Here is a 12659-nt window from a genome sequence, read left to right as displayed (position 1 = left end):
AATATGACACCAATGTGTCAATCAATTCGCATAAAACTGTAACATTCTCGGCGGCTCAGGTTTTTGCGGGATCGGGCGTCTTCTTCCGGAACCGGCAGAGGTCCTCGACCACGCATTTCCAGCACTCCGGCTTTCGCGCCTTGCAGGTGTAGCGTCCGTGCAGGATCAGCCAGTGGTGCGCGCCGCGGCGAAAGGGGGCGGGTGTCTGCTTGTCGAGTTTATTCTCGACCGCGAGCGGCGTCTTTCCCGGCGCCAGGCCGGTCCGGTTGCCGACCCGGAAAATGTGGGTGTCGACTGCGAAGGTCTCTTGTCCGAACGCCTCGTTGAGCACGACATTCGCGGTCTTGCGCCCGACGCCGGGGAGCGTCTCGAGGGCAGCGCGGTCCTTCGGCACCTCGCCGCCATGGTCCTCGACGAGGATGCGGGCGGCGGCGATGACGTTCTTCGCCTTCTGGTTGAACAGGCCGAGGGTCCTGATGTGGCTCTTCAGCGCGTCCTCGCCAAGATCCAGCATCTGCTGGGGCGTTTCGACCTTGTCGAATAGCGCGCGCGTCGCCTTGTTGACGCCGACGTCGGTCGATTGCGCCGATAACGCCACCGCCACGACGAGCTGGTAGGGATTGCCGTAGGCGAGTTCGGTTTCGGGATCGGGGTTCGCTTCGGCAAGCCGCGCATAGAAGTCGAAGATTTCGGCCTTCTTCATGCCGCGTCGATGACGTCGGCCATGCTGTAGAGACCCGGGCTCCGCCCTTGAAGGAATCGTGCCGCCGCAATCGCACCGCGGGCGAAGATCGCGCGGTCCTCGGCGCGGTGCGACAGGATCAGCCTTTCCTGCGGACCGAGGAACAGGACGTCATGATCGCCCGCCACGCTGCCGCCGCGAAGGGCCGCATAGCCGATGGCGCCCTGTGTGCGCTCGAGGCCCGTTCCGTCCCGGCCCCGTTCGTCGATGGTATTTCCGCCGCGCCCCCGCGCCGCCGCGCCGCCGAGGTGCAAGGCAGTACCGGAGGGTGCGTCCGCCTTGTGACGGTGATGCGTTTCGCTGATTTCCACGTCCCAATCTTCAGGCCTCAGAACGCGCGCCGCGCGCTCGACCAGATCGGCGAGCAGCGCCACGCCGATCGAGGTGTTCGGCGCCTTGAGGACGGCGATCGCCTTGCTCGCTTCGGTCAGCATGGCGTCATGCTCGTCGCCCAGGCCCGTGGTGCCAACCAGAAGGGCGCAACCGGCTCCTCTGGCATCTTCGACCGACCGTTCGAGCGCATCGGGAGCGGAAAAGTCGATGAGGACATCTGCGCCGTCCTCGACAAGCGCGACATCGGTCAGGTTTTCGGTGGCGGCGGCGATGGCGCGGCCCATGCGCCCGTCCGGAGCGAACAGCTTGATCTTCATGAGCGCTGTTGTGACGGCGCGCTCGCCGTCGCGCAAGCTAGTCGCCGACGAAACGGCTGACGATCTCGTCCTCGAGGCGTGCCGGACGCTGGCTCGCCGCGTCGAGACAGCACCACACGCTCTTGACCTCGGCCACCACATCCTCGCCGCGCTTGATCACGGTGGTGAAAAAAGCGCGTGCGCCGCGCATCTTTTCCGCCACGACATTGGCAACGATATTGTCATCGAGAAAGGTCGGGCGGCGATAGTCGATTTCATGCTTGAGCGCGACCCACAGATGGCGGGCGACGGCGTCGGGCGGGGCGATGGTCGACCAGTAATCGACGACCGCTTCCTGAACCCACCTGAGATAGACCGAATTGTTGACATGACCCATGTGGTCGATGTCGCCGGGTTCGATCCCGATGGGGTGCTGATACGTACGCTCGACCATGGCCACAATCTCGCCTTTATTGACATTCGTGTCAATGACTGAATGGCTGGCAAAGGTTGCAGTTTCATTGAGAACAGAACATTTTAGCAGCGATGCAACCGCGCAACATCGTCATCCTCACCGGAGCCGGCATCTCCGCCGAAAGCGGCGTCGCCACCTTTCGCGGGCCCGAGGGCCTGTGGGAAGGGCATCGGGTCGAGGACGTCGCCACTCCCGAAGCGTTCGAGCGTGACCCTCAACTGGTCCAACGCTTCTACGATGCGCGGCGGGCCGCGCTGCAGGCGGTATCGCCAAACGCGGCGCACGAGGCACTGGCGCGGCTCGATGCGGAGTGGGACGGCGACCTGCTGATCGTTACCCAGAATGTCGACGATCTTCACGAGCGGGCGGGGGCCGAGCGCCTCCTGCACATGCATGGCGAGCTTCGCAGCGCGCTATGCACCGCGTGCGGCGAGCGCTCGAACAGTCCCGCCACGCTGATCGACGAACCGCCCTGTCCCCATTGCGAGCGGCCCTCGCTGCGACCGGACATCGTTTGGTTCGGCGAAATCCCCTATGGGATGGACCGGATCGAGGACGCATTGATGCTCGCCGACCTGTTCATCTCGATCGGGACGTCGGGGGCCGTCTATCCCGCCGCGGGCTTCGTTCAGAGCGCACGGTATCGCGGCGCGCGCTGTATCGAGCTCAATCTCGACCCGAGCCAGGGGAGCATCTTCTTCGACGAGAGCCGGATGGGGCGCGCGGGCGAACTGGTCCCCGCGTTTGTCGATGATTTGCTGGTGGGGGCTTAGGCAAGCACGCGCAGCGTCTAGAAGAAAAAGGTGATCGCCGAACAGGTGCCGATTCCGACGGCGACATTCATCGGCAGGCCGATGCGAAGAAAATCGGCGAAGCGATAATTGCCCGCGCCGTAGACGAGCGTGTTCGTCTGGTAGCCGATCGGGGTTGCGAAACTGGCGCTGGCGCCGAACATGACCGCGACGATCAGCGGGCGCGGATCCGTTCCCAGCTGGGTCGCGAGCGCGATGACCAGCGGGGCCATGACCACGGCGACGGCATTGTTGGTGACGGTCTCGGTCAGAAGGCTGGTGACGGCGTAGATGCCGACAAGCAACAAGAGCGGCGAGGCGGCGGCGAGGGCGGGGGCGAGGGTGTCGACGATGAGTTCGACCGTTCCGGCGTTCTGCAAGCCTGCGCCGAACGCGAGCATCCCGAAGATCAGCACGAGCGTGTTGCCGTCGAGCGCTGCCCAGGCATCCTCGGGCTCGATACAGCGCGTGAGAAGCACGAACGCGACACCGCCCAACGCGAGCGCCTCGATCGGCAACCCAAATAGCGCGGCAAGGAGAACGACACCCGCCAGCGCGGCGACGGCGAGTGGAGCCTTGCGGCGGAGGAAGGGACGGACCTGCGCCTCGCCGACGTCGGCAAGCCCGATATTGGCTTCCAGCGCCTGCTGCGCATCGGCCCCGGCGGCGAGGAGCAGGCGGTCGCCGGCGCGCACGCGCACGCTGTTGAGGTCGGGCCCTGCGAGATGGCGCGGCCGGGCGAGCCCGAGGACGCGGACATGGAGCCGCGAAAGCAGCGGGATTTCTTCCAGTTGGCGACCCACGATGGGATGCGAGGAGGTGATCATCGCCTCGACGAGCTTGAGGTCGCGCGGGCGCTCCGTACCGTGCATCCGGACGCCTTCGCCAAGCCCGGTGAGCCCGACGCCCCATTCGCGCCCTTCACCGAGCGAGGCGAGTTCCACGGGAGAGGCGGCGACGATCAGCGTGTCGCTGGCACGCAGCGTCAGCGTTTCGGCGTGTGCGCGGACGATGTCGCCGCCGCGCTTGATGCCGACGAGACGCACCCCCTGCCGCTTGGCGAGCGGCGTGCCCTCGAAGGTCTGCCCGATGAAACGACTGTCGGAGCGCAGCTGCAGTTGGGAGAGATAGCGTTGATTGTCCTCGCCCCCGCCGAACGCCTGTTCCGGACGATCCGGGAGCAGCGACTTTCCGAACAGGCCAAGAAACAGCAGGCCGGTCGCGGCGGTGACCATTCCGACCATGCTGATCTCGAAGATGCCGAAGGCGGGCTGGCCTTCGCCCTGCGCCACCCCGTCGACGAGCAGGTTCGTGGAGGTGCCGATGAGCGTCATCGTGCCACCAAGGATCGAGATGTACGACAGGGGGATGAGGAGCCGCGTGGCGTTGACCCCGATCGCCTTGGCCAGCCGTTTGACGAGCGGGACCATGACGATGACGACGGGCGTGTTGTTCATGAAGGCCGAGGCGAGGAGCGTGCCGCCACCGACTTCCGCGGTAGCGAGGCGCGGGCGGCGCGCGGTGCGGCGGATGACGTAGCCCGTGACTTCCTCGAGCGCGCCGGTGCGCAGCAGGGCGCCGGAGAGGATGAACATCGCTGCGATCGTAATGGGGGCGGGATTGGAAAAGACGCCGAGCATATCGTCGACGGGCAAATAGCCCAGCAGCATCAGCACGATCGCGCCGCCGATGGCGATCACCGCGGGCGGGCGCCGCTCGGTGAGAAAGGCGAGGAACAGAAGGACCAGCAGCGCAAGCCCGATGGGCGCGCTATACGTATCGAGAAAAGCAAAAGGCGCGCGGCTCATCGAGGATGAACCGCATACGGAGCGCCTGGTTGCGCGCCCAGGGTCGTCAGACTTTCCAGTCGAGCCCGACTTCGTCGTAGACCTCGCGGTCCTCGTCCCACTTGGGATCGACTTTGACGTGAAGGAAAAGGTGGACCGGGCGACCCAGATGCTCGGCGATCTCGCCGCGCGCCGCTTCGCCGATGGCTTTGAGGCGCGATCCGCCCTTGCCGAGTACGATGCCCTTCTGGCTGTCGCGCGCGATGCGGATCTGCTGGTGGATCGCGGTCGACCCGTCGTCGCGATCGTCCCATTGCTCGGTGACGACGGTGGAGGCGTAGGGCAGTTCCTGGTGGAGCTGGCGGTAGATCTGCTCGCGGGTCAGCTCGGCGGCAATCATGCGGTCGGTGGCGTCGGAAAGCTGGTCCTCGGGGAAATGCCAAGGGCTTGTCGGCATTGCGTCGGCGAGATGTTGCTTCAAGTCGGCGACGCCTTCGCCATCCAGCGCACTGGTGAAGAAGACGGCCTCGGGCGACAAACGGTCAGAGAGCGTCTGCGCCAAGTCGAGAAGCTTGTGCTTCTTGGTGATATCGACCTTGTTGAGGACGATGATCTTGGGTTCGGGCCGGGTTTCGACGCCCTCCAGCAGCATCTCGTCGCGCTTGCCGATACCCGTCGAGGCGTCGATCATGATGACGAGCCGGTCGGCGTCTTCCGCACCGTCCCACGCCGCCTTGACCATCGCGCGGTCGAGGCGGCGGCCGGGGGCAAAGATGCCGGGCGTGTCGAGGAGCAGGATCTGCGCCTCGTCATGGATGGCGATGCCCATGAGGCGCGTGCGCGTGGTCTGCGCCTTGGGGCTGACGATCGCGACCTTCTGGCCGACGAGCGCATTGACGAGCGTGGACTTGCCCGCATTGGGCGCGCCGAGAATGGCGACGAGGCCGCAGGTGGTGGTCATGATTCGAGGACTTTCAATAGGGCCGCCGCAGCTGCGGTTTCCGCTTCCTGCTTGCTCGCGCCATCGGCCTCGGCGCTTTGGCCGCCGCGCATGAAGGCACGGATGGTGAAGCGGGGGCTGTGGGGAGGGCCCTTGGTGGCGGTCAATTCGTACGTCGGCGTTCCGAGCTGGCGGGCGGCGGCAAGTTCCTGCAGCGCGGACTTGGGGTGGACGGGGGCCTTGCGCTGGCCGTCGAGCCAGGGCTTCCAGTGGTGGCGCACAAAAGCGTCGCAGGCATCGAGACCCGCCTCGAGATATAGCGCGCCCAGCATGGCTTCGACCACATCCCCGATGATATTGTCGCTGAATTGCGCCTTGTCGTCCCGCGCTTGGCGCCCCAGGCGAACATAGTCGGGAATGCCGAGCGCGCGACCGACTTCGGCGCAGGTCTCGCGCGCGACGAGGGCATTGAAGCGGCGGGCGATCTTGCCTTCCGCCTCGCCGGGGAAGCGTTCGTAGAGCCAGCCCGCGACGGTGAGGCCAAGCACGCGATCGCCGAGAAACTCGAGGCGCTCGTAACTGTCGGCGCCTTTCTGCGTCGACTGGTGGCTGCCGTGCGTGAGTGCGGCGAGGAACAGGTCGGGATCGCGCGGGGCGTGGTTCAAGGTTTCGCGGACGAAGGCGGCGACGGGATCGCTATCCGCCATAACCCATTCCGATCCGTTCCCAGCGCGCGGCGGAGAACCAGGTCCAGGGCAGAAACCAGTTGGCGCTGCCATCGCTCGACCAGTAGTTGAACTCGGCGCGGCCGACGATATTCTCGTAGGGAACCAGCCCCATGCCGCCGATGGCGGGCTGGAAACGGCTGTCGAGGCTGTCGTCGCGGTTGTCGCCCATCACGAAATAGGCACCTTCGGGCACCGTCACCGGCGCGCGATCGTCGCCGGGGCTGCCGGTGCGCTGGTCGAGCACCCTGTAGGTGTGGCCGCCAGGCAGTGTTTCGAGAAACGCCGGGTAGAGGCACAATTGCTCGCCGTTGGCGCCCGGTTGCTCGAACTTGCTTCCGCCCGGCACGACGCGGCAGGGGCTGTTAGGACTGATCGTCATCGCGAAATCGCGTTCGAGACGCTCGCGGGGAAGAAGTTCGCCGTTGAGAATGACGCGGCCGCCGCGCACTTCGATGCGGTCGCCCGGCACCCCGATGACGCGCTTGACGACATCGACGCTCGTATCGCCCGGACTGCGGAAGACCACCACGTCGCCCCGTTCGGGTTCGCCCGCGAGAATCCGCCCTTCGAAACTCGGGATGCCCAGGGGGAAGCTGTATTTCGAATAGCCGTAGGGCCACTTCGATACGAACAGGTGATCGCCGATCAGCATCGAGGGCAGCATCGAGCCCGAGGGGATCGAGAAAGGCGCGACGATGAAGCTGCGCAGCACCCAGGCGAACAGGGCCAGGCCGATGACGAAGCGCAGGATCGAGCCGAGGCTCTCTTCCTTCTTTTCCTTCTTCTCCTTCTTCGGAGCAGGCGTGGTCGTGTCGGCGTCGGTCATGGCCGTCCTTTTCCCGTCATGATCGGCGGCGTCAAGCGGGGATGGCTTTTGATGGCTGCACCGTTAGTAGGGGAGCCGATGACCGACACCTCTCCCCGCACCGCCGCGCTCGACGCCATCGCCAATTATGAAGGGCCGCCGCTGGGCGCGCTGTTCGACGCCGAACCCGACCGCTTGAAGCGGATGGTGATCGAGGACCAAGGGCTGACATTCGACTTTTCCAAGACACATCTCGATGCCGATCTGGTGGAATTGTTCGAGGAAGCGGCGCGGGCGGCGGATCTGGAAGGCGCGCGCAAGGCGCTGTTCGCGGGTGAGGCGGTCAACTTCACCGAGGGGCGCAGCGCCACGCATGTCGCCGAACGCGGCGAAGGAGCGAGCGAGGACAACGAGGTCGCCGCCAAGCTGCGCCAGCGGATGCGCAGCCTGATCGACGCGATCGAGGGCGAGGCATTCGGCGAGATCGACGCCATCGTCCACATCGGGATCGGCGGCTCGGTGCTGGGGCCAGCGCTCGTGGTCGATGCGCTGGGGCGCGACGGGGCCAATATCGACTTGCGCTTCGTGGCCAATGTCGACGGCGAGGCGATGGACGAAGCGTTGATCGGGCTCGATCCGGAAACGACGCTGGTGGTGGCGGTGTCGAAGAGCTTCACGACCATCGAGACGCTGACCAACATGGGCGCGGCGATCGACTGGCTCGAAGGCGCCGGCGTCGAAGACCCTTACGGGCGCGTCATCGCGGTCACGGCGAATCCCGAAAAGGCGATCGAGCATGGCGTGGACGAGACCCGCATCCTGCCGTTCGCCGACAGCGTGGGAGGACGCTATTCGCTGTGGAGCGCAGTGGGCGTGTCGATCGCCGTCGCGCTGGGGTTCGACAAGTTCGAGGAACTGCTCGAAGGGGCGGCGGCGATGGACCGGCATTTCAAGCTGAAGCCATTGGCGCAGAATGCTCCCGTCATGGCCGCATTCGTCGACCTCTACTACACCCAGAACCGGCGCGCCGAAACGCGCGCCACCTTCGCCTATGACGAGCGGTTGCGGTTGCTGCCCCTCTACCTCCAGCAGCTGGTGATGGAGAGCAACGGCAAGAGCGTCGGCGTGGACGGCGCCCTGATTGACCATCCTACCTCGGCGATCTTGTGGGGCGGGGTGGGGACCGACGCCCAGCACGCGGTCTTCCAACTGTTGCACCAAGGCAGCCATCTGGTGCCGGTCGAGTTTCTCGCGGTGATCGAGAACGAGGATAGCCAGGATCCGCGCCAGCATCGGCAGCTCCTGCTCAACGCCTTTGCACAGGGCGCGGCGCTGATGGCCGGACGCGATGCCGAAGAGGCGGCAAGAAGCTATCCCGGCGATCGTCCCTCCACGACGATCCTGATCGACAAGCTCGCGCCCGAGCGACTGGGGGCGCTCATCGCGTTCTACGAACATCGCACCTTCGTCGAGGCAACATTGCTCGGGCTCAATCCGTACGACCAGTTCGGGGTGGAACTGGGCAAGGACATGGCACGCGCGGTCGACGATCCCGAGACGCGGGGCGACATGGATGCTTCCACCAAGATGCTGATCGAAAAGGCCGGACTATGAGTGACGCGTACGACTATGACCTGTTCGTGATTGGTGCGGGATCGGGCGGGGTGCGCGCCTCGCGCATCGCCGCCGCGCACGGCGCCAAGGTGGCCATCGCCGAGGAATATCGTGTCGGTGGCACCTGCGTCATTCGTGGCTGCGTGCCCAAGAAGCTTCTCGTCTACGGCGCCCAGTTCGCGGAGGATCTCGAAGACTGCCAGCGGTTCGGCTGGAACATCGACGAGCCCGAATTCAGTTGGGAGAAGCTGCGCGACAATGTGGCGAGCGAGGTCGATCGGCTGGAGGGGCTGTACCGCGATACGCTCGATGGCAACGACGTCGAGATCTTCGATTGCCGCGCGCGGCTGAAGGGCGGCCACGAAATCGAGGTCGACGGCAAGACCGTGACCGCCAAATACATCCTCATCGCCGTCGGCGCGCGCCCGCGGATGCCCGAGATCGAAGGCTGCAAGGAGCATGCGATCGTCTCGAACGACGTCTTCAAGCTGGAAAAGCTTCCCGAGCGGATCGCCATCGCGGGGGGCGGCTATATCGCTAATGAATTCGCGGGCATCTTCCACGAGTTCGGCTCCAAGGTGACGATCATCAATCGCGGCGACACCATCCTGCGCGGCTATGACGAGCAACTGCGCGACCGATTGCTGCAGATTTCGATCACCAAGGGCATCCATTTCGAATTCAACACGCGCCCCACCAAGATCGAGAAACAGGAGGACGGCTGCATCAAGCTGCATATGTCGGACTGCGAGGATATCGTGGTCGACCAGGTGCTCTTCGCCGTTGGACGCGTGCCCAATACGGAAGACTTGGGACTGGACGCGGCGGGGGTCGACCTCGACGACGACGGCGCGATCAAGGTCGATGATCATTCGAAGACCAGTGTCGACCATATCTATGCCGTCGGCGACGTCACCGACCGGATGCAGCTTACGCCGATCGCCATCCGCGAAGGCCATTGCGTCGCCGACAATCTGTTCGACGGGCAGGATCGAACGGTCGATTACGGCTGCGTGCCGAGCGCGGTCTACTCGCATCCGCCGATCGCGGCGGTCGGCATGACGGAAAGTCAGGCGCGCGACAAATTGGGCGGCGCCTACAAGACGTACACCAGCGATTTTCGCGCGATGAAGAACGTGCTCGCCAATCGCAACGAGCGCTCGCTCTACAAGATCATTACCGATGCCAACACCGACCGGATCGTCGGCATCCACATGATCGGCCCCGAGAGTCCCGAGATCCTCCAGGCCGCGGCGGTGGCGGTGAAGGCGGGACTGACCAAGGCGCAGTTCGACGAGACGGTCGCGTTGCACCCGACAATGGCGGAAGAACTGGTTCTGATGCGCTGATGCACGACGCCGTCATCATCGGGGCCGGGCATAACGGCCTCGTCTGTGCCTATTACCTTGCCCGGAAGGGCCTCGACGTCGTGCTGCTGGAATCGGCGGACAAGGTCGGCGGGGCGGCGGTGACCGACGAATTTCATCCCGGATACCGCAACAGCGCGGCGAGCTATACGGTCAGCCTGCTCCAGCCCAAGGTCATTCGCGACATGGAGCTGGAACGGCACGGATTGAGGGTCGTGCTACGCAAGACCGACAATTTCCTGCCGACGCGGGGCAGTGCCTATCTTCTCGCCGGGCGTGACGGGCTGACGCGCAGCGAACTGGCGCGGCATCACAAGGCGGACGGGCCGGCCTATGACGCCTACGAGGGGGAACTGCGCGGGCTGGTGGCACTGGTGCGACGCTGGATGCTGAAGGCGCCGCCGCAAGCGAGGAAGCAGGTGTCCGGTCTCACCGAATGGCTCCGGCTGGCGCGCGACGTGGCGGGGATGGATCCGGAAGAGGTACGTGCCCTGGCGACCTTCTTCACCAAAAGCGCCGGTGACATTCTCGATGCGCGGTTCGAGGGAGAATTGGCCAAAGCGCTGTTCGGATTCGACGGGATCGTCGGCCATTTCGCTTCGCCCTACGAGCCGGGGACGGCGTATGTCCTGCTCCACCACCTTCTCGGCGAGGCGAACGGGGTCGAGGGAGCGTGGGGACATGCGATCGGCGGAATGGGGGCGATTACGCAGGCAATGGCTGCGGCGGTGCGCGAAGCTGGCGGCGATATCCGTCTCTCCACCACGGTACAGGAGGTTCTGGTCGAGAAGGATCGCGCGGTAGGTGTGGTCGCCGGCGGCAAGACGATCCGTGCGCGCACCGTCGTCTCCAACGCCAATCCGCGGCTGCTGACCGAGCATCTGCTGCCCGACGGCGCTTTGCCCAAGCCCGCCGCCAGACATTTTGCCCATTGGGCCTGCGAAAGCGCGACGTTCCGCATGAACGTGGCACTCAGCCGACTGCCCAGCTTCACCAGCCTGCCGGGGCGCGGCAATCAGCTGACGGCGGGGATCATCATGGCACCCAGCCTCGAGCATATGGCCCGCGCCCACGCCTCGGCCGTGCTCGATGGCTGGTCGAACGACCCGGTAATCGAGATGCTGGTGCCCTCCACGCTCGATCCCGGCCTGGCACCGAAGCACGGCCATGTCGCGAGCCTGTTCTGCCAGCATTTCCGCTATACGCTTCCCGGCAAGCGTTCCTGGAACGACGAGCGCGAGAAGGCTGCGGATCACATCATCGCCTGCGTCGACAGCTATGCGCCGGGGTTTGCGCAAAGCGTCATCGGGAGGCAGATTCATTCGCCCACCGACCTCGAGGCGCGGTTCGGACTGATCGGTGGCGATATCTTTCACGGAAAGATGACGCTCGACCAGATTTTCTCCGCCCGCCCGCGACTGGGCGATCCGGCATACCGGATGCCGCTGGACGGGCTTTACCTATGCGGCTCGGGCGCGCATCCGGGCGGCGGCGTGACGGGCGCGCCCGGGCATAATGCGGCGCGTGCGGTATGGCGCGACCGGAAACGATGGAGGAAGGCGGCATGAGCATGCAGCCGCTCAAGGGCATCAAGATACTCGACCTCAGCCGCGTGCTTGCGGGCCCGTGGTGCACCCAGTTGCTCGCCGATCTGGGGGCCGAAGTCCTCAAGGTCGAGAAGCCGGGCGCGGGCGACGATACCCGTCACTGGGGGCCGCCGTGGCACGATGCGGGGAGCGAGCGGGTCGCGGCCTATTTCCTCGCCGCCAACCGCGGCAAGAAGAGCCTCGCGCTCGATTTTTCGCAATCCGAGGGCGCCGCGCTGCTGCGCCGGATGGCGGGCGAGGCGGATGTGCTGGTCGAGAATTATCGGGTCGGGGGATTGAAGAAATACGGACTCGATGCGCCGAGCCTGCGCAAGGCCAACCCCGGGCTCGTCTATTGTTCGATCACCGGCTTCGGGCAGGACGGCCCCTACGCCGAGCGGGCGGGCTACGATTATATCATCCAGGCGATGGGCGGGATGATGAGCCTGACGGGATTGCCCGACGACGCCGAAAATGGCGGTCCGCTACGCGTCGGCGTCGCCATCGCGGACCTGTTCACCGGATTGTACGCCGCCAATGCGATCCAGGCGGCGCTGCTGGCGCGTGCGGAGACGGGCGAGGGGGCGCATCTCGACCTGAGCCTGTTCGATACGCAGCTTGCGGTGCTGGCGAACCAGGCGTCGAACGCGATGGTGTCGGGCGTGGACCCCGTCCGGCAGGGCAACAGCCATCCCAATATCGTTCCCTACCAACCCTTCCAGGCGGCGGATCAGCCGCTGGTGATCGCGGTCGGCAACGATCGCCAGTTCAAGCGGCTGGCGACGATCTGCGGGCATTCAGAATGGGCCGAGGACGAACGATTTGCGACCAATGCGGCGCGTGTGGCGCATCGCGAGGCGATCGTCGCCAAGGTCGGTGCCGTGATCGCGGACCGCCCTGCGAGCGAATGGATGGACAGGCTCCTTGAAGCCGGCATTCCGGCGGGGCCGATCAATTCGGTGTCCGAGGCGCTCGCCGACCCGCAGGCCGTGTATCGCGGCGCGCGCCAGGAGCGCGGGTCGGGTTCACTTGGGGCCGTACCGATGGTGGGCTCGCCCGTGCGGATCGACGGGGTGCGGGAAGATGCGGTCGCGCCGCCCCCGGGGCTGGGCGAGCATACGGATGCGGTACTGGCTCCATGGCTCGACGAGGAAGCGATCGCGGCGCTGCGTGCGAAGGGCGTTGTCGGCTGAGC

At 65.5% G+C, this 12659-nt stretch carries 12 protein-coding genes; 5 read left to right on the top strand and 7 right to left on the bottom strand.

Annotated features, from left to right (window positions below):
• Positions 1–55: 55 nt before the first annotated feature.
• The 3 genes from nth to WJS89_RS03070 are packed head-to-tail and all read right to left on the bottom strand — an operon-like array spanning position 56 to position 1825.
• Entirely contained in the window at positions 56–703 is a 648-nt protein-coding gene (nth, locus tag WJS89_RS03080; protein ID WP_346339458.1) for an endonuclease III, read from the bottom strand.
• On the bottom strand, positions 700–1392 hold the full coding sequence (gene dapB, locus WJS89_RS03075; RefSeq protein WP_346339457.1) for a 4-hydroxy-tetrahydrodipicolinate reductase: 693 nt from the start codon (positions 1390–1392) through the stop codon (positions 700–702). Before dapB ends, nth begins: the two co-directional genes overlap by 4 nt.
• A 37-nt stretch (positions 1393–1429) precedes the next feature.
• Positions 1430–1825, bottom strand: a complete 396-nt coding sequence (locus tag WJS89_RS03070) for an acyl-CoA thioesterase (RefSeq protein ID WP_346339456.1) — start codon at positions 1823–1825, stop codon at positions 1430–1432.
• Positions 1826–1917: 92 nt separating this feature from the next.
• Between WJS89_RS03070 and WJS89_RS03065 the strand changes: the two genes are divergently transcribed.
• Positions 1918–2619 carry an NAD-dependent deacylase gene (locus WJS89_RS03065; protein ID WP_346339455.1) on the top strand — a complete coding sequence of 234 codons (702 nt, stop codon included), beginning with the start codon at positions 1918–1920 and terminating at the stop codon, positions 2617–2619.
• Between the two features lie 17 nt (positions 2620–2636).
• Here WJS89_RS03065 and WJS89_RS03060 read toward each other — a convergent pair whose 3' ends face one another.
• The 4 genes from WJS89_RS03060 to lepB are packed head-to-tail and all read right to left on the bottom strand — an operon-like array spanning position 2637 to position 6918.
• On the bottom strand, positions 2637–4445 hold the full coding sequence (locus tag WJS89_RS03060; RefSeq protein WP_346339454.1) for an SLC13 family permease: 1809 nt from the start codon (positions 4443–4445) through the stop codon (positions 2637–2639).
• A 46-nt stretch (positions 4446–4491) separates the two neighbouring features.
• A complete protein-coding gene (gene era / locus WJS89_RS03055; RefSeq protein ID WP_346339453.1) occupies positions 4492–5385 on the bottom strand; it encodes a GTPase Era in 894 nt (297 codons plus the stop codon).
• Positions 5382–6071, bottom strand: coding sequence for a ribonuclease III (rnc, locus tag WJS89_RS03050; protein WP_346339452.1), 690 nt, complete (start codon positions 6069–6071; stop codon positions 5382–5384). The genes era and rnc overlap by 4 nt, the downstream gene beginning before the upstream one ends.
• Complete coding sequence (gene lepB, locus WJS89_RS03045) at positions 6061–6918, bottom strand: signal peptidase I (RefSeq protein ID WP_346339451.1); 858 nt, start codon at positions 6916–6918, stop codon at positions 6061–6063. The genes rnc and lepB overlap by 11 nt, the downstream gene beginning before the upstream one ends.
• 78 nt (positions 6919–6996) lie before the next feature.
• On the opposite strand from lepB, the gene pgi reads away from it, so the two are divergent.
• From pgi to WJS89_RS03025, 4 genes are read left to right on the top strand one after another with little or no spacing between them, the layout of a single operon-like run.
• On the top strand, positions 6997–8511 hold the full coding sequence (pgi, locus tag WJS89_RS03040) for a glucose-6-phosphate isomerase (protein ID WP_346339450.1): 1515 nt from the start codon (positions 6997–6999) through the stop codon (positions 8509–8511).
• The gene (gene gorA, locus WJS89_RS03035) at positions 8508–9860 is read left to right on the top strand and encodes a glutathione-disulfide reductase (RefSeq protein WP_346339449.1); all 1353 of its coding nucleotides are present in this window, start codon (positions 8508–8510) and stop codon (positions 9858–9860) included. Before pgi ends, gorA begins: the two co-directional genes overlap by 4 nt.
• Positions 9860–11446 carry a phytoene desaturase family protein gene (locus WJS89_RS03030; RefSeq protein ID WP_346339448.1) on the top strand — a complete coding sequence of 529 codons (1587 nt, stop codon included), beginning with the start codon at positions 9860–9862 and terminating at the stop codon, positions 11444–11446. Before gorA ends, WJS89_RS03030 begins: the two co-directional genes overlap by 1 nt.
• Complete coding sequence (locus tag WJS89_RS03025; RefSeq protein WP_346339447.1) at positions 11443–12657, top strand: CaiB/BaiF CoA transferase family protein; 1215 nt, start codon at positions 11443–11445, stop codon at positions 12655–12657. The genes WJS89_RS03030 and WJS89_RS03025 overlap by 4 nt, the downstream gene beginning before the upstream one ends.
• Positions 12658–12659 lie beyond the last annotated feature (2 nt).

It is taken from the genome of Sphingomicrobium aquimarinum (genome assembly GCF_039655735.1).
Lineage (GTDB): Bacteria > Pseudomonadota > Alphaproteobacteria > Sphingomonadales > Sphingomonadaceae > Sphingomicrobium > Sphingomicrobium aquimarinum.
The sequence above is the reverse complement of the archived record's forward strand: the minus strand, read 5'-3'. Positions and strand labels throughout refer to the sequence as shown.